The organism is Sulfitobacter faviae (assembly GCF_029870955.1).
In the GTDB taxonomy this organism is placed as follows: Bacteria; Pseudomonadota; Alphaproteobacteria; order Rhodobacterales; family Rhodobacteraceae; genus Sulfitobacter; species Sulfitobacter faviae.
Genome location: NZ_PGFQ01000001.1, coordinates 627,082 through 644,326, shown reverse-complemented (window position 1 = coordinate 644,326; position 17,245 = coordinate 627,082). Strand labels below are relative to the sequence as shown.

15 protein-coding genes and 1 pseudogene are annotated in these 17,245 nt (G+C 64.9%); 4 read left to right on the top strand and 12 right to left on the bottom strand.

The window, feature by feature from the left end:
* Positions 1-24: 24 nt before the first annotated feature.
* Positions 25-2,577: a DUF4175 domain-containing protein gene (locus tag CUR85_RS03445; protein WP_067262177.1), complete on the top strand. Its 2,553-nt coding sequence runs from the start codon at positions 25-27 to the stop codon at positions 2,575-2,577.
* Between the two features lie 6 nt (positions 2,578-2,583).
* Here CUR85_RS03445 and CUR85_RS03440 read toward each other — a convergent pair whose 3' ends face one another.
* Both CUR85_RS03440 and CUR85_RS03435 read right to left on the bottom strand, forming a co-directional pair.
* Positions 2,584-2,775, bottom strand: coding sequence for a hypothetical protein (locus CUR85_RS03440; RefSeq protein ID WP_280321705.1), 192 nt, complete (start codon positions 2,773-2,775; stop codon positions 2,584-2,586).
* Entirely contained in the window at positions 2,775-3,557 is a 783-nt protein-coding gene (locus tag CUR85_RS03435; RefSeq protein ID WP_280321703.1) for a zinc-ribbon domain-containing protein, read from the bottom strand. Before CUR85_RS03435 ends, CUR85_RS03440 begins: the two co-directional genes overlap by 1 nt.
* 162 nt (positions 3,558-3,719) lie before the next feature.
* On the opposite strand from CUR85_RS03435, the gene CUR85_RS03430 reads away from it, so the two are divergent.
* Genes CUR85_RS03430 through CUR85_RS03420 form a run of 3 tightly spaced genes read left to right on the top strand, consistent with a single transcriptional unit; the run spans position 3,720 to position 6,036 of the window.
* Positions 3,720-4,397, top strand: a complete 678-nt coding sequence (locus CUR85_RS03430; protein ID WP_067261931.1) for a cell division ATP-binding protein FtsE — start codon at positions 3,720-3,722, stop codon at positions 4,395-4,397.
* Positions 4,394-5,302 (top strand): cell division protein FtsX, encoded by a 909-nt coding sequence (locus CUR85_RS03425; RefSeq protein WP_067261930.1) that lies wholly within the window; start codon positions 4,394-4,396, stop codon positions 5,300-5,302. Before CUR85_RS03430 ends, CUR85_RS03425 begins: the two co-directional genes overlap by 4 nt.
* The gene (locus tag CUR85_RS03420; protein WP_067261928.1) at positions 5,299-6,036 is read left to right on the top strand and encodes a lysophospholipid acyltransferase family protein; all 738 of its coding nucleotides are present in this window, start codon (positions 5,299-5,301) and stop codon (positions 6,034-6,036) included. The genes CUR85_RS03425 and CUR85_RS03420 overlap by 4 nt, the downstream gene beginning before the upstream one ends.
* Before the next feature lie 413 nt (positions 6,037-6,449).
* On the opposite strand, the gene lpdA is transcribed toward CUR85_RS03420, so the two are convergent.
* From lpdA to sucC, 10 genes and pseudogenes are all read right to left on the bottom strand, one after another.
* The gene (gene lpdA / locus CUR85_RS03415) at positions 6,450-7,838 is read right to left on the bottom strand and encodes a dihydrolipoyl dehydrogenase (protein WP_067261927.1); all 1,389 of its coding nucleotides are present in this window, start codon (positions 7,836-7,838) and stop codon (positions 6,450-6,452) included.
* A 93-nt stretch (positions 7,839-7,931) separates the two neighbouring features.
* Complete coding sequence (locus tag CUR85_RS03410) at positions 7,932-8,327, bottom strand: MAPEG family protein (RefSeq protein ID WP_067261925.1); 396 nt, start codon at positions 8,325-8,327, stop codon at positions 7,932-7,934.
* Positions 8,324-8,587: a hypothetical protein gene (locus CUR85_RS03405; protein WP_067261923.1), complete on the bottom strand. Its 264-nt coding sequence runs from the start codon at positions 8,585-8,587 to the stop codon at positions 8,324-8,326. The genes CUR85_RS03410 and CUR85_RS03405 overlap by 4 nt, the downstream gene beginning before the upstream one ends.
* Positions 8,588-8,598: 11 nt before the next feature.
* Positions 8,599-8,982, bottom strand: a complete 384-nt coding sequence (locus CUR85_RS03400; RefSeq protein WP_067261921.1) for an MAPEG family protein — start codon at positions 8,980-8,982, stop codon at positions 8,599-8,601.
* 79 nt (positions 8,983-9,061) lie between these two features.
* Positions 9,062-10,645, bottom strand: coding sequence for a 2-oxoglutarate dehydrogenase complex dihydrolipoyllysine-residue succinyltransferase (odhB, locus tag CUR85_RS03395; RefSeq protein WP_280321691.1), 1,584 nt, complete (start codon positions 10,643-10,645; stop codon positions 9,062-9,064).
* A gap of 3 nt (positions 10,646-10,648) precedes the next feature.
* Positions 10,649-13,609, bottom strand: coding sequence for a 2-oxoglutarate dehydrogenase E1 component (locus CUR85_RS03390; RefSeq protein ID WP_067261918.1), 2,961 nt, complete (start codon positions 13,607-13,609; stop codon positions 10,649-10,651).
* 305 nt (positions 13,610-13,914) lie between these two features.
* Positions 13,915-14,801 (bottom strand): annotated as a pseudogene (gene sucD, locus CUR85_RS03385) (succinate--CoA ligase subunit alpha).
* A 51-nt stretch (positions 14,802-14,852) separates the two neighbouring features.
* The gene (locus CUR85_RS03380; RefSeq protein ID WP_067261913.1) at positions 14,853-15,539 is read right to left on the bottom strand and encodes a hypothetical protein; all 687 of its coding nucleotides are present in this window, start codon (positions 15,537-15,539) and stop codon (positions 14,853-14,855) included.
* Positions 15,540-15,611: 72 nt separating this feature from the next.
* Positions 15,612-15,998 carry a hypothetical protein gene (locus CUR85_RS03375; protein WP_280321688.1) on the bottom strand — a complete coding sequence of 129 codons (387 nt, stop codon included), beginning with the start codon at positions 15,996-15,998 and terminating at the stop codon, positions 15,612-15,614.
* 40 nt (positions 15,999-16,038) lie between these two features.
* Positions 16,039-17,232: an ADP-forming succinate--CoA ligase subunit beta gene (gene sucC / locus CUR85_RS03370; protein ID WP_067261910.1), complete on the bottom strand. Its 1,194-nt coding sequence runs from the start codon at positions 17,230-17,232 to the stop codon at positions 16,039-16,041.
* Positions 17,233-17,245 lie beyond the last annotated feature (13 nt).

The following is a 17,245-nucleotide window of genomic DNA, read 5'->3' as shown; positions in this document are numbered from 1 at the left end:
CGCCGGGCCACCGGAGCGTGACGCATGGAGACATCCACTGACAGGACAGACGGGCTGCGCGCTTTGCGTTGGCCGCTGCGGCTGACCTGGGCGGGGATGCTGGCCGAGGCGCTGGTGCAGGCGTTTTGGCCCATGTTAGCGCTGGTGCTGGCGGTGCTGGCGGCGCTGATGATGGGGGCGCAGGATGCTTTGGTGGGCGGCGCGCTTTGGGCCGTGCTGGCCGCTATCGGTCTTGCGGCCCTTTTTACTCTGTTCTTTGCCCTGCGCCGTTTCCGCCTGCCGTCCCGCGCGGCGGCGCTGGCGCGCTTGGATGCCAGCCTGCCGGGGCGGCCCATTCGCGCGCTCTTGGACGATCAGGTGATTGGCGCGGGCGATGCCGCCTCGGCGGCGGTCTGGCAAGCGCATCAGCGGCGCATGGCCGCGCGGGCGGCTGCGGCCGAGCCGGTGAAGGGCGACCTTCGGGTCGCGCAGGCCGATCCCTATGCGCTGCGCTATGTGGCGCTGCTTGGGTTCATCGTGGCGCTTGTCTTTGGCTCCGTCTGGCGGTTGGGGGAGGTGACGCATCTGGCCCCCGGCGGGGCGGGCGGCACGCTCGCCTCCGGCTCCGTTTGGGAAGGATGGGCCGAGCCGCCGCGCCATACCGGCAAGCCGACGCTCTACCTCAACGATCTTGAGGCCGGGGTGCTGTCGCTGCCTGAGGGCACGCTAATTACCCTGCGGCTCTATGGCGAATTGGGCGCGCTGACGGTGGCTGAGAACGTCTCGGGCCGCGAAGTGGCGGCATCCTCGGAACCCGCGCAGGATTTCACCCTGCGCCAAAGCGGTGAGATCAGCATCGACGGGCCGGGGGCGCGGGCGTGGCAGATCACGCTTTTGCCCGATGCCGTGCCGCAGGTCGAACGACTTGGCCCGCCTGAGGTGACCGCTTTGGGAGAGATGAGCCTGCCGTTCCTTGCGCGCGACGACTATGGCGTCGAAGCCGGGGAAGCGCGGATCAGCCTCGATCTGGCCTCGATCGACCGGCGCTATGGTCTGACCGTCGACCCCGAGCCGCGGCCTGAGATCGTCGTGCCGCTGCCCATGCCGATCAGCGGCGACCGGCGCGATTTCGAAGAGACGTTGATCGAAAATTTCTCGAAACACCCATGGGCCAATCTCCCGGTGTCGCTGCAACTTTCGGTCTTGGACGCCTCCGAACAGCAGGCCGTGACCGAGGTGAGCCAGTTGACCCTGCCGGGGCGGCGTTTTTTCGATCCGGCGGCGGCAGGGGTGATCGAGATGCGGCGCGATCTTTTGTGGTCGCGCGCCAATGCGCCGCGCATTGCGCAGGTGCTGCGCGCGGTGAGTTATGCCCCCGGCGATGATCTGCGCTCGGAGGTGACGGCGCTGCGGCTCAAGCAGGTGATCCGGCGGTTGGAATTGCGGGCGCGCTACGGGCTGGACGAAGAGGTGCAGACCGAGCTGGCCGAAGACCTTTGGGCGCTGGCGATTGAGTTGGAAGAAGGCGTGCTGGCCGATGCGCTTGAGCGGATGCGCCGCGCGCAGGATCGGTTGAACGAGGCGATGAAGAACGGCGCCTCTCAGGCCGAAATCGCCGAGTTGATGGACGAGTTGCGCCGCGCCACCGAAGACTACCTTGAGCAACTCCAGCGACAGCAGGCGCAAGAGGGCGCGGGCGAAGACCAGCAGCCGCAGGGCGAGGCGATGCAGATGACCCAAGACGATCTGCAGCGCATGATGGACCGCATTCAGGAGTTGATGGAACAGGGCCGCATGGCCGAAGCCGCCGAGGCGCTGCGCCAGTTGCAGGAAATGATGGAGAACATGCGCGTCACCGAAGGCCAGCCCGGACAGGGCGGCAATTCGCCCGGTGAACAGGCGATGGAGGGGCTGTCGGATACGCTGCGCGAGCAACAGGGGCTGAGCGATCAGGCCTTCCGCGACCTGCAAGAGCAGTTCAACCCCGGCACCGGCGCGGGGGAGAGTGACGGCAACGAAGGCCGCAACGGCGGGCAAGGGCGCGGCGAGAGCCATGAAGGGCAGCGCGGGCAGGGCGGCCCCTCTGGCGAAGAAGGGGGCGAGGAAGGGCTGGCCGGACGCCAGCAAGCACTGCGCGACGCGCTGCGCCGCCAGCAAGGGCGTTTGCCCGGGCAGGGCACGGCTGAGGGGGACGCGGCCCGCGACGCGCTGGACCGCGCGGGAGAGGCGATGGACCGCGCCGGAGAGGCGCTGCGCCGCGATGAACTGGCCGAGGCGATCGACAATCAGGCGCAGGCGATGGAGGCGCTGCGCGAGGGCATGCGCGCCCTCGGTGAAGCGATGGAGCAGGAGCAACGCGCAGGCCAGCCGGGCCAAGGCACGGCAGAGGGCGGCGATCAGCGTGGCGAGGGGCGCGATCCGCTTGGGCGAGAGCAGGGCGGCAGCGGGGCCAACAGCTCGGACGCGCCGCTGGCGCAGGGGCCGGACGATCAAGGTCGCGCGCGGCGGTTGCTGGACGAAATCCGCCGCCGCTCGGGCGAGGCGGAGCGGCCCGAGGTCGAGCGGGATTACCTTAACAGGCTGTTGGATCGGTTCTGATCGAGATTAACCCTGCGACTGGGTCGCCACGGTGTCGAGCCAGACCAGCAGGTCTTGCAACTGCCCGTCGAGCCAGAGCCGCGCATCGTCCATCCATGCCACATAGGATGACAGATAGGGATCGGCCTGCGGCAGGGATTGCGCGATCTCGGGCGCGTAGACATAGACCGCCGCGAGAAGGGCCGCCAAGACGATCATTATAGTGAACCCCCGCATGAACCCGCCGGATTTCTGCGGCTTTTCGGGGCGGTCGAGCGCGGCGGTGGGGTGGGCCCGGCCTGCGCGCCCTCTTGCCCGTCATGGCGCAGGGTCGAATTGATCTCTTCGATATCGGGCAGAAGATCGCGGCGCGAGGCGCTGCCATAGGCGTCGACCTCGCTTTCGGGCACCGGCTCTCCGCGCATCTTGGCCATGCGCAGCCGGGCCTCATGGGCGCGGCGGGCGTCTTCATCCTCGGGCACATGGTCTTCCGCGGCGATCTCGGGCGTGCGCTGCGGCTGGGGCGCGTCGTCTAGGCCGAGGTCCGGCTGGCTTTCCAGCGGTTCCGACTGGCGGCGGCGGCGGGCTTCTTGCTCTGCCGCGGCCTCTTGGCGGAGGATCTCGGCGATGGCGGGGTCGAGGGGGCGGCGCACCGGCGCGGCGGGGGCGGGCTGGGGCGTTTCCTCCTCGGGGTCGAATGCGTCTTCAAAGTCGTCGTCTTGATCGTCTTCGAAGGGCGCGTCTTCCTCTTCATCGCCGAAGGGCTGCAAATCCGGCAGGCTTGCCGCTGCGGCGGCTTCTGTGTCCTCATCCGAGCCGCGCTGCTTCATCCGCATCACGTCGTCGGCGAAATCATCCTCTTCGGCCTCCGGCGCATTGTCGGGGTGATGCTGGAACCAGGTCTGCCCGCAGTTGGAACATTGCACATCACGCCCCGCCGCCGGCATCACATCGTCGGGGACTTCGTATTGCGCGTCGCAGTTGGGGCAGATCAGCCGCATGGTCATTCCTGGGTTCGTTCGGTGCTCTGAGATCGTAACGGGCAGCATATGTCCTAGAATAACGTAGGAAAAGTGATATCTGGGCAGGGTGCTGGGGTTCTGAGTGATTGAATCCTTTCCGGTGCTGAGGCACAACAGGTCGAAGTTTTTTAAGGTGGATGCGTGATAGAGCTCGAAAATGTGGCCTACAGCTATGGCGGGGGCGAATTGCTGTCCGACATCACGCTGAAACTCGCCCCCGGATCGTTCCATTTTCTGACCGGCCCCTCGGGCGCGGGCAAGACCACCCTAATGAAGCTCTGCTACGGGGCGCTTTTGCCCACGGCGGGGCATCTGCGGATGTTCGGGCAAGATGTGCGCGGGCTGGGGCGCGATGACATCGCGTTGATGCGCCGCCGTGTCGGCGTGGTGCACCAAGACGTGAAATTCCTCGACCACCTCCCGCTGACCGAGAATGTGGCCCTGCCGCTTAATGTGTCGGGCCGCGGGGCCGAGGCGGGGGGCACCGATCTGGAAGAATTGATGTCTTGGGTTGGCCTCACCAACCGGGCCGACGCTCTGCCGCCTGAGCTCTCGGGCGGGGAGCGGCAGCGGGCCGCATTGGCGCGCGCGGTGATCATGTCGCCCGATGTGATCCTCGCCGATGAGCCGACGGGGAATATCGACTGGGAGATGTCCCAGCGGCTGCTGCGCCTGCTGATCGAGTTGAACCGCATGGGCAAGACCGTGTTGATCGCCACCCATGATCTGGGCCTCATCCGCGCCACCAAGGCGCATGTGCAGGCCCGCGTGCTGCGCATCGCGAACCGGCGCATCCAACTGGCGGGGGCGGATCTGTGAAGCGCTTCGATCTGGGCGCCCTGCGCGCGATTTTCAAAGGCGACCGGCAGGCCGACCGCGTGGTGCCGCCTTCGGGGTTCACCGCGCAACTGACCCTTTTCGCCGCGGGGGCGATGGCCTTTCTGGCGGTCTTTGCCTTGGCGCTGTCGCTGGCCTCGGGCCGGTTGGCGCGGGTCTGGGGGCAGGAGTTGGCGCAGTCGGCGACGGTGCGGATCGTGGCGCCGCTGGACCAACGCGCGGCCCAGACGGAGGCGGCTTTGAAGGTGTTGCAGACGACCAAGGGCGTGGCCTCGGCCCGTGCGCTGACGGATGCGGAACAGGAAGAGTTGCTCGCCCCGTGGTTCGGCCCGGAATTGGCGATGGAGAACCTGCCGGTGCCGCGCCTGATCGAAGTGGTCGAGGAAGGCGAGGGGTTGGACCCTGTGGGATTGCGCCTGCGCTTGTCGGCTGAAGTGCCGGGCGCGGTGCTTGACGATCACAGCCGTTGGCGCGCGCCGCTGGTGGCGGCAGCGAGCCGCCTGCGCCTCTTGGGCTGGATTTCGACGCTGCTGATCGGGGCGGCGGTGGCTGCGATGGTGACGCTTGCCGCGCAGGCCGCGCTGGCCGCCAATGCGCAGGTGATCGCGGTGCTGCGGCTTGTGGGGGCGACCGATGATTATATCGCGCGGGCCTTCATCCGCCGTTTCACCCTGCGCGCGCTTCTGGGCGCGGCGGCGGGCACGGCTTTGGGCATGATCGCGGTGGTGTTGCTGCCTGACGCGGGCGAGGCAGGCGGATTTCTGACCGGTCTGGGCTTCCAAGGCTGGCATTGGGCCGTGCCGTTGATGGTGCCGCTTCTCGTCGGCGCGGTCGCCTTTGCCGCCACCGGGGCCGCCGCCCGGCGTACATTGAGGGAGTTGACATGAAGCTGCTGCAATGGGTCCGCTCGATCCTCTATATCGTGCAGGTGACCGTGGCGATGCCGGTGATCGGGCTGGCCTTCGCGCCTTGGGCGATGTTTTCCAAACGCGGCGCCTATGCGGGCTGCAAAGCCTATGCCGCTTGGGCCATGTGGACGGCGCGTTGGCTGATCGGCTTGCGCTGCGAAGTGCGCGGCCAAATCCCCGAGGGTGAGGTTCTGATCGCGGCCAAACATCAATCGTTCCTCGATATCATCATGATCTTCCACGCCCTGCCGCGGGCCAAGTTCATCATGAAGCGCGAGGTGCTTTGGATGCCGGTGATCGGGCAATACACCAAGCGGATGCAAATGATCGCCGTGAACCGGGGCAAGCGCGGGCAGGCGATCACCAAGATGATGGAAGACGTGAACGCGGGCCGGGTGGAGCCGGGGCAGATTGTGATCTATTCCCAAGGCACCCGCGTCGCCCCGGGGCTGAGCGCGCCTTACAAGGTCGGCACGGCGGTGCTTTACGATCAACTGGGGCAGGTCTGCGTGCCTGCGGCGACCAATGCGGGCTACTTCTGGCCGCGCCGGGGGCTCTACCGCCGACCGGGCTTGGCCGTGGTGGAGTTTCTGGAGCCGATCGAGCCGGGGCTGGACAAGCGCGTCTTCATGGCGCGGTTGGAGCAGGAGGTGGAGAGCCACTCCGACGCGCTGCTGCGCGAGGCGGGGTGGCGGCCTGCGGAGGCGGGGTAGGCGCGGGGCGCTCGCCTTTTTGGTCTGAGGCCTCTCGGAATGACACGCCCGGCCGCAGGCCGGGCAGCGCCGACCCGCCCCCCTGGGGCGGCGCTTTCAGCACCACCCCGCGGGTCGGCGCTGCCCTTCGCAATTTATCGGCATGCTGTAGTGCCCGCTGAAACGATGGTTTCGCGGGATGCAATCTTGGATATTTAGGAAGCCGTTCGAAAGTGGCGGCGCCGCCGAGGGTGGTGGAAAGAGCAGGCGTCACCCTGCATGTCTCTACGTATCGACATGACCCGCGAGGGGCCTCGTCTTCCGTGAATGTCGCGACGGGGGAGGTTGTAGGGCAGGGATGTTAACGCGCGATAGCCGCAGCGAGCGCCGCCTGCGCAACGAAAAGGGGCGGACCCTTGGCCCGCCCCGTCGTCTTACATGTGGATCGGCCCGTCGCCGCAGGCCAGTGCGGCTTCGCGCACGGCTTCAGAATAGGTCGGGTGCGCGTGGCAGGTCATCGCCAGATCCTGCGCCGAGGCGCCGAATTCCATCGCCACGCAGACCTCGTGGATCAGATCGCCCGCGCCGGGGCCGATGATGTGGCAGCCGAGGATGCGGTCGGTCTCCTTATCGGCGATGAGCTTGACGAAACCGTCGCCGGCAAAGACCGCCTTGGCCCGTGCGTTGCCCATGAAGGAGAACTTGCCGACCTTGTAGGCGCGGCCCGCTTCCTTCAGCGTCGCCTCGGTTTCGCCCACGCTGGCGACTTCCGGGTGGGTGTAGATCACGCCGGGGATCACGCCGTAGTTCACATGGCCATGCTTGCCCGCGATGACTTCGGCGGCGGCCATGCCTTCGTCCTCGGCCTTATGGGCCAGCATCGGGCCTTCGATCACGTCGCCGATGGCATAGACGCCTTTGACGGAGGTCTCCCAATGCTCGTTGACAGCGATCTGGCCGCGCTCGGTCATCTTGATGCCCAGATCGTCGAGCCCCATGCCCTTGACCACCGGCTTGCGGCCTGTGGCGACGAGCACGGCATCGGCTTCGATCTCATGTTCGCTGTCGTCCTTGCGCAGCTTGTAGCTGACCGTGGCCTTGCCCTTGGCGACTTCGGTCTTCTGCACGGCAGCGCCCATGACGAAGTTCAGCCCCTGCTTTTTCAGCATGCGCTGGAAGGTCTTTTGCACCTCGGGGTCCATGCCGGGGGTGATCACGTCGAGATATTCGACGACCGTAATCTCGGTGCCGAGACGGGCATAGACGCTGCCCAGTTCCAGCCCGATTACGCCTGCGCCGATTACCACCATCTTCTTGGGGATCTTGCCCAGTTCCAGCGCGCCGGTGGAGGTCACGACGGTTTTCTCATCGACCTCGACGCCCGGCAGCCCTGCAGGCTCGGACCCGCTGGCGATGATGATGTTCTTGGCCTCATGGACCTCATCACCGACCTTGACCTTGCCCGCTTCGGGGATCGACCCCCAGCCCTTCAGCCAGTCGATCTTGTTCTTCTTGAACAGAAATTCGATGCCCTTGGTGTTGGTCTCGATGGTCTTGTCTTTGTAGGTCAGCATCTGCTTCCAATCGACGGTCGGCGCTTTCGCCTTCAGACCCATCTCTTCGAAATTATGCTCGGCCTCATGCAGCATATGCGTGGCGTGGAGCAGCGCCTTGGAGGGGATGCAGCCCACGTTGAGGCAGGTGCCGCCGAGGGTCTCACGGCCTTCGACACAGGCGGTTTTCAGGCCCAGTTGCGCGCAACGGATGGCGGCGACATAGCCGCCGGGGCCGGAGCCGATCACGATGACATCATAGCTCGACATGGGGGTCTCCTTAGCAGTCGGGTGGTGCAGGCAAGGTATGAGGCGCGGGTTTCAGGTGCAAGCGCCGCTGCCTGCGGGTGTTTGGGGATAGGGTTAAATGAGGGCCGCCAGCAGCATCAGCATGGTCGCGGCGAAACCGACGATCCAGATGAACGACCGATGCGGGCGCAGGCCAAGCGCATAGGCGGGAACATAAAGCAGCCGGGCGATGAGATAGACCCAAGCGCAGGCGGCGGTGAAGGCGGTGTTCTGGGCCGACATCTGCACCACGCCCACGGCGATGCCGAAAAGGATCAGCCCTTCGAAATGGTTGTCCAATGCGCGGCCCAGACGGGCGGTGCGGTCGCTCATCGCGCGCGACGGCTCACGGTCACGCGCCGACATGGTGTAGCCGGGGCCAAGCTCACGGTTGGCGGGCACGGCGTAGAGCACGAATTGCAGCCCTTGCAGCAGGGCCGCGAGGGTCAGGACGGTCAGCTCGGCGCTCATGCGGATTTCACGAAATAGGCGGTGGAGCTGGTCACGGTGCCCTTGTCATCGCTGCTCAGCGCATCGGAGCGGGCGAGCCAGTCATCGGCCTTTTTGCGGTCGTTCACATCCAACAGGACAGAGGCTTTGGTGCTGCTGTCGGCGTGTTTCCAGATTTGCAGCACCGAGAGCCCGGCATTGCGCCGCGCCTCGGCATCGGCGTCGAATGCGTTTTTCCAAGCGGCGAAATCGGTGACGTCGAAGTGGCAGATCATCTGCATGGGAATGCCTTTCAGAGCGCGTGGAAATAGAGAACGGCGGTGGCGGCATAGCCTGCGAGCCACGCCAGCGTGCGGATCGTCGGCACACCGAGTGCATAGACGATCAGATAGATGATCCGCGCCAGCAGAAAGACCTGCGCGGCGAGCAAGGTGGCGCTGTTGTTGCGGCCCATGATCTCGACCAGCAGCACGGCGGGGGCGAAGACCGCCATGGCCACGACGGAATTGTCGAGCGCGCGGCCCAGACGGGCGGTCATGCCGGTGGTGGTGCGCGTCTCATCGCGCGAGGACATCAGGTAGCCCATCGAGAGTTGCCGGGTCGCGCCAAGCACCTGCAAGAGGATCGTCAGCATCACCAGAAGGCCATAGGCGGCGAGGAGGGTGGTTTCACTCATGGTCTGTGTCCTTTCGCTTTGTGGGAAAATCCACGGGTCCACAGGTAGATAGGGCGGGGGTCGCCCCCCGCCCATAGTATCACAGATCCATCAGCAGGCGGCGCGGATCTTCGAGCATCTCTTTGACGCGGACGAGGAAGGTCACAGCGCCCTTGCCGTCGATCAGGCGGTGGTCGTAGCTGAGCGAGATATACATCATCGGACGGATCACGACCTCACCGTTGATCGCCATCGGGCGGTCCTGAATCTTCGCCATGCCGAGGATGCCGGACTGCGGCGGGTTCAGGATCGGCGCGGTCATCAGCGAGCCGTAGACGCCGCCGTTGGAGATGGTGAAGGTGCCGCCGGTCATGTCGGCCATGGTGAGCTTGCCGTCACGGGCCTTCTTGCCCATGGCGTTCACGGCCTTCTCGATCTCGGCGAAGGACATCGCGTCGGCGTCCTTGATCACCGGCACCACGAGGCCCGTGGGCGTGCCCGCGGCGACGCCGATATGGACGTAGTTCTTGTAGATCACGTCGGTGCCGTCGATCTCGGCGTTGACCTCGGGGATCTCTTTCAGCGCGTGGCAGCAGGCCTTGGTGAAAAAGGACATGAAGCCCATCCGCACGCCGTGCTTCTTCTCGAAGTCGGCCTTGTAGGCGTTGCGCAGGGCCATGACCTCGGTCATGTCGACCTCGTTGAAGGTCGTCAGGATCGCGGCGGTGTTCTGCGCTTCTTTCAGGCGGCGCGCCATGGTCTGCTTGAGGCGGGTCATCTTGACGCGCTCTTCGCGGGCGGCGTCATCGGGGGCGGAGGCAGCGCGCGGCGCGGTCGGCTTCGCCTCGGCTTTCGGCGCGGAGGCGCCTGCGGCCACGGCTTTGGCCACGTCTTCCTTCATCACTCGACCGTCACGGCCCGAAGCTGTGACCTGATCGCGGCTGATGCCCGCTTCGGCCATCGCCTTTTTGGCGGAAGGCGCGTCTTCGACATCCTTGCCATCGGCGGGCTTGGTCTCAGGCGCGGCACCGGCGCCGGATTGCGCGTCTTCACCCTTGGGGGCGGCAGCGCCCGCGCCGGTGGTCAGCGCGGCCAGCGTGGCGGACGCTTCGACGGTGCTGCCTTCTTCGGCAAAGATCTCGGCCAGCACGCCTGCGGCGGGGGCGGGGACTTCGACGCTAACTTTGTCGGTCTCCAACTCGCAGAGCATCTCATCGGCTTCGACCTTGTCGCCGACCTTTTTGAACCAAGTGCTCACGGTCGCTTCGGTCACCGACTCGCCCAAGGTGGGCACCAGCACGTCAATGCTTTGACCTTCGCGCGCGGCGACTTCGGTAGCGCCTGCGTCGATGGCTTTGGGCGCATCGCCGCCACGGTCGGACTGGGAGGCGGCGCCAGAGTCTTCGGCGGCTTCCTTGGCCTTGGGCGCAGCGGCAGAACCGCTGTCGCCTTCGCTGACATTGGCCAGCAGGGCGTCGACGCCCACGGTGTCGCCTTCTTGGGCCACGATCTCGCTCAGGGTGCCGGCGACGGAGGAGGGCACCTCGACCGTCACCTTGTCGGTTTCCAGCTCGCAGAGCATTTCATCCACCGCGACGGTATCGCCGGGTTTCTTGAACCATGTGGCAACGGTGGCTTCTGTGACGGATTCGCCCAGCGTTGGGACGCGTACTTCGCTTGTCATGGTTTACTTTCCTTTGATGGTCAGCGCCTCGTCAACGAGGGCGGCTTGTTGTGCTTTGTGCTGGCTGGCCAGACCCGTGGCGGGCGAGGCCGAGGTGGCGCGGCCCACATAGGAGGCGCGGCCATGTTTCGCGTCGATGCGGCCCAGAACCCATTCGATATTGGGCTCGATGAAGGACCATGCACCTTGGTTCTTGGGCTCTTCCTGACACCAGATCATCTCGGCCCCTTTGAAACGTTCCAGCTCCTTCACGGCGGATTGCGCGGGGAAGGGGTAGAACTGCTCAAAGCGCAGGAGGTAGATGTCGTCGATGCCGCGGGCGTCACGCTCTTCCAGCAGGTCGTAATAGACCTTGCCCGAACACATTACCACGCGCTTGATCTTGTCATCCGCGACCAGTTTGGTGTCGGAGTTGCCCTTTTCGGCGTCATCCCAGAGCACGCGGTGGAAGCTCGACCCAGTGGTGAATTCATCGGCCTTGCTGATGGCCAGCTTGTGGCGCAGCAGCGACTTGGGCGTCATCAACATCAGCGGCTTGCGGTAGCTGCGGTGCAGCTGGCGGCGCAGGATGTGGAAGTAGTTGGCGGGCGTGGTGCAGTTCGCCACGATCCAGTTGTCGCCGCCGCACATGGTGAGGAAACGCTCCAGACGGGCCGAGGAGTGCTCGGGCCCCTGACCTTCGTAGCCATGCGGCATCAGGCAGACGAGGCCCGACATCCGCAGCCATTTGCTCTCCCCGCTCGAGATGAACTGATCGAACATGATCTGCGCGCCATTGGCGAAGTCGCCGAACTGCGCTTCCCAGAGCGTCAGCGCGTTGGGTTCGGCAAGGCTGTAGCCATACTCGAAACCCAGCACCGCATATTCGCTGAGCATCGAGTCGATGACCTCATAGTCGGCTTGGCCCTCGCGGATGTGGTTCAGCGGATAGTAGCGGTCTTCGTTCTCTTGGTTGATGAAGGCCGAGTGGCGCTGGCTGAAGGTGCCGCGGGTGCTGTCCTGACCCGACAGACGGACCTTGTAGCCCTCGGTCAGCAGCGAGCCGAAGGCGAGCGCCTCTGCCGTGGCCCAGTCGAAGCCCTCACCGCTTTCGAACATCTTCTTCTTCGCGTCGAGCAGACGGCCGATGGTCTTGTGCAGCGGGAAGCCTTCGGGCGCGGTGGTGATCGCCTTGCCGACGTCTTGCAGCGTTTCGGGGGCGATGGCGGTTTTGCCGCGTTGGTAGGACTTGTTCTTTTTGTCCATGCCGGACCATTTGCCGTCGAGCCAGTCAGCCTTGTTCGGACGGTAGTCTTTCCCGGCCTCGAACTCATCATTGAGATGGTTCTGGAAGGCGGTCTTCATGTCTTCGATCTCCCCCTCGGGGATCAGACCGTCGGCCACCAGACGCGAGGTATAGAGGCTCAGCGTGGTTTTCTGTTTCTTGACGCTCTTGTACATCACCGGGTTGGTGAACATCGGCTCATCGCCTTCGTTGTGACCAAAGCGGCGGTAGCAGAAGATGTCGATGACCACGTCCTTGTGGAACTTCTGGCGGAACTCGGTCGCGACGCGGGCGGCATGGACCACGGCTTCGGGGTCATCGCCGTTGACGTGGAAGATCGGCGCCTCGACCACAAGCGCGTTGTCGGTCGGATAGGGGGAGGAGCGCGAGAAATGCGGCGCGGTGGTAAAGCCGATCTGGTTGTTCACCACGATATGCATGGTGCCGCCGGTCTTGTGGCCCTTGAGGCCCGAAAGCGCGAAACATTCGGCCACGACGCCTTGACCCGCGAAGGCCGCGTCACCGTGCAGCAGCACGGGCATGACGGCGGTGCGGTCCTCGTCGTTGAGCTGGTCCTGCTTGGCGCGGACCTTGCCCAGCACCACGGGGTTCACCGCCTCAAGGTGGGAGGGGTTCGCGGTGAGCGACAGGTGCACGGAGTTGCCGTCAAACTCACGGTCGGAGGAGGCGCCGAGGTGGTATTTCACATCGCCCGAGCCATCCACATCGTCAGGCTTGAAGCTGCCGCCTTGGAATTCGTTAAAGATCGCGCGGTAGGGCTTCTGCATCACATTAGCAAGGACCGAGAGGCGGCCCCGGTGCGGCATGCCGATGACGATGTCCTTGACGCCCAACTGGCCGCCGCGCTTGATGATCTGCTCCATCGCCGGAACAAGGCTTTCGCCGCCATCAAGGCCGAAACGCTTGGTGCCCATGTATTTGACGTGCAAGAACTTTTCGAAACCCTCGGCTTCGACCAGCTTGCTCAGGATCGCCTTGCGGCCTTCCTTGGTAAAGGCGATTTCCTTGCCGTAGCCTTCGATCCGCTCTTTCAGCCAACCGGCCTGCTCGGGGTCGGAGATATGCATATATTGCAGCGCGAAGGTGCCGCAGTAGGTCGAGCGGACGATGCCGACGATCTGCTTCATGGTGGCCACTTCGAGGCCGAGCACATTGTCGATGAAGATCGGGCGGTCCATGTCGGCATCGGTGAAACCGTAGGACTTGGGGTCAAGCTCGGGCTGTTCGCCCATGTCGCGCATGCCCAGAGGGTCGAGCGTCGCGGCGAGGTGGCCACGGATGCGGTAGGCGCGGATCAGCATGAGCGCGCGGATGCTGTCGAGCACGGCGGCGCGGATTTGATCGTCGGAAACGGGAACGCCCTTTTCCTCGGCCTTCTTCTTGATCTTCTCGCCTGCGGCTTTCGCCTCGGTCGGTTCGGGCCAGACGCCGGTCAGCGCGCCCATCACCTCGCTCTGCGGGGCGGGGGGCCAATCGGGGCGCGCCCAAGAGGGGCCAGCGGCTTCGGCCTGCGCGGTTTCGGCGTCATCGCCCATCGCCGCAAAGAACGTTTGCCATGCTTCATCAACCGCGTTGGGATCGTTGGCATAGCGGGCGTACATCGCCTCAAGATATTCCGCGTTGTCGCCTTCCATAAAGGACGAGGCGTGGAATTGTTCGTTGGCGGGTTGGTCGGTCATTGGGTCACCTTTGTTCGGCGGGGCAGACGGGACAGGGTCAGAATCAGGGTCGGTCTATAGTCAGGCCCGGGGCGGGGGGCCATAGGTATCGGAGGCGGAGGTGCAGGGCCCTGCGGGGCCGCCGGATCGGGCGCTTGCCCGCGGGCCGGCGCCGGGCGAAAACGGGCAGAGATTGACCGCGGTCTGAATGTGCATCTTGCCCTCCTTCGCTGTCGGCGGCGCCGGGTGGTTTTTATCAAGACCCCGCAAAACATAGTGCTTTGCGGAGTGGGTCAATGGACGGGCCGTGGCCCGCCCGGCAGGCATCAGCCCTTGTCGATCGCTTCTTTGACCGCTTCGCCCAGTGTCGCGGGGCTGTCGGCGACCACGATCCCGGCTTCTTTCATCGCTTCGATCTTGCTCTCCGCGTCGCCCTTGCCACCGGCGACGATCGCGCCTGCGTGGCCCATGCGGCGTCCGGGAGGGGCGGTGCGGCCCGCGATGAAACCGGCGGTAGGCTTCCAACGGCCCTTCTTCTTCTCATCGGCGAGGAACTGTGCCGCTTCCTCTTCGGCGGAGCCGCCGATTTCGCCGATCATGATGATCGACTGTGTTTCGTCATCGGCAAGGAACATCTCCAGCACGTCGATATGCTCGGTCCCTTTGATCGGGTCGCCGCCGATGCCCACGGCAGAGGATTGGCCGAGGCCCATGTCGGTGGTCTGCTTGACGGCCTCATAGGTCAGCGTGCCCGAGCGCGACACGACGCCGACGGAGCCGCGGCGGTGGATGTGGCCCGGCATGATGCCGATCTTGCAGGCGTCGGGCGTGATGACGCCGGGGCAGTTCGGCCCGATCAGGCGCGACTTGGAGCCTTCGAGCGCGCGGGCCACGCGGGCCATGTCGAGCACCGGGATGCCTTCGGTGATGCAGACGATCAGCTCCATCTCGGCGTCGATCGCCTCAAGGATCGAGTCGGCGGCGAAGGGGGCGGGACGTAGATCACGGAGGCATTGGCCTCGGTCGCGTGTTTGGCTTCATGCACGGAGTTGAAGACCGGCAGGTCGAGATGCGTTTGACCGCCTTTGCCCGGTGTCACGCCGCCGACCATCTTGGTGCCATAGGCGATGGCCTGTTCGGTGTGGAACGTCCCCTGCGAGCCGGTCAGACCCTGACAGATGACTTTGGTGTTTTCGTTGACTAGTACGGCCATGATTTCTTCCTTGGTCGGTGATGTTTAATCCCGGGGCAGGCCCCGGGGGCGTCAGACGCGGTGCGCCCGGTTGGTGGGATGGGCCGTGGCAGGCGCAGGGCCGGGCCACAGCAGGATGGCGACGAGGAACATGACCGGGATGCCAAGCTCCCCGATCTCCTCGACGACGAAGGCGGTGCGTTCGGCATCGGCGCTGACCTCGATCCCCAAGGGGGCGAGTTTGCGCGCGATGCCGTCGAGCAGTTTGTAAGCGACGGTGAAACCGATCCCCAGCAGGACAGCCCCCGCCCAAGCGCGGCCCCGAAACAGGGCCGTGAGATAGGGCCGGGCGTGACGCCAGAGCATCAGCAGGATGGCAGTGACGATCAGCGCAAGGACCAACCCGGCGATCAGCCTTTCGCCGAGCGGGACGCCCTCACCAGTATACTGCCGGGCTTTGAACAGGCCGCGGGTGAACAGGATTTTGTCGAGGTCCAACTCACGCGCCGCCATGACCGCCAGCACCAGCGGCAGATACCAGACCCGCAACACCGCGCCGCGCAGGGTCCAGACCAATGCGAGAATGCAAAGGAGGTAACCCACGACGGAGAGGCTTTCGTAAAAGCCGCCTTCGGCCAGCAGGGTGGTTTGGGTGGCGGCGGGCAGGCCGTTCACAACGACCATCTGCGCGGCAAAGGCCAGGATCAGGGCAAGGATCACCCACCAGCCCGCGCGGGGAGAGGAAAGCGCCTGTGTCATAGGCCCGCCTTTCGCGGGGCGCTGTCGCGCTTGGCCGCATGTTGAGTAAAGGGGCGAGTGACAGCACGGGCATCAGTAAAGCTGCTCATCTTGATCGACCAGCAGGTCCAGCACCCGCAGGGTCAGCAGACCCGCGCCCATGATCATCAGGCTGCGGCCAATGGAGCCGGTGAGGTTCGACGGCAGGATCATCGCCAGCCCGTCACGGGATTTCCGCGCGGCGCGGCGGAACCCGCGGTCGTGGCGCCGGTGGTTGACCGGTTCGGGCAGGCGCAGGGCGCCGGGTTGCCATTGGCGGATCAGAATGCCCGCCCCCAATAGCGCAATACCCGTCAAAACGGGGGAGGATTTGGGAGATTGATCCATACTGACCTCATTGCGTGATCGGGTGGGCGCGGCGCGGTGTCGTCGCATCTGCCCCCGCCGCCGCAGGGCGGCGGGAACGGTGGTATCGGCCATGCCCGCGGGCGCGAAGCCCTGCGGGATTGGCCAAAAAGGCTTAGCCTTTGACCGCTTTCACGATCTTCTGCGCGCCATCTTTCAGGTCGTCGGCGGCGATGACGTCGAGACCGGAGTTGTTGATGATCGCCTTGCCTTCTTCGACATTGGTGCCTTCGAGACGGACAACCAGCGGCACTTGCAGCCCGACCTCTTTCACCGCGGCGACAACGCCCTCGGCGATGACGTCACAGCGCATGATGCCGCCGAAGATGTTCACGAGGATGCCTTTGACGTTCTCATCGGAGGTGATGATCTTGAAGGCTTCGGTCACTTTCTCCTTGGTCGCACCACCGCCCACGTCGAGGAAGTTGGCAGGCTCCGCACCGTAAAGCTTGATGATGTCCATGGTCGCCATCGCAAGGCCCGCGCCGTTCACCATGCAGCCGATCTCACCGTCGAGCGCGATGTAGTTCAGGTCATACTTGGAGGCTTCGAGTTCCTTGGCGTCTTCCTCGGTCTCGTCGCGCAGGTTGGCGATGTCGGGCTGGCGGTACATGGCGTTGCCGTCGAAACCGACCTTGGCGTCGAGCACCTTGAGCTCGTTGCCGGGCATGACGATCAGCGGGTTGATCTCCAGCATCTCCATGTCCTTCTCGATGAAGGCTTTGTAGAGCTGACCCATCAGCTTGACGCATTGCTTGACGGCGGCGCCCTCAAGACCCAGCGAGAAGGCAACGCGGCGGCCGTGATAGGGCTGGTAGCCGGTGGCCGGGTCGACGGAGAAGCTCAGGATCTTCTCGGGCGTGGCTTCGGCCACTTCCTCGATGTCCATGCCGCCTTCGGTGGAGCAGACAAAGGAGATGCGGCTGGTCTGACGGTCGACCAGCAGCGCGAGGTACAGCTCACGCTCAATGTCGGAGCCGTCTTCGATGTAGATGCGGTTGACCTGCTTGCCAGCCGGGCCGGTCTGGTGCGTGACCAGTGTTTTGCCCAGCATCTTCTTGGCTTCTTCGGCCGCTTCTTCCACGGATTTGGCAAGGCGCACGCCGCCCTTTTCGCCAGCAGCGGCTTCTTTGAAGCTGCCCTTGCCGCGACCGCCTGCGTGAATCTGCGCTTTGACAACCCAGAGGGGCCCGTCCATTTCGCCGGCTGCGTTCTTGGCGTCTTCTGCCTTCAGCACAACGCGGCCGTCGGAGACAGGGGCGCCATAGCTGCGCAGGAGGGCTTTTGCCTGATATTCGTGGATGTTCATGAAAACGGTCCCG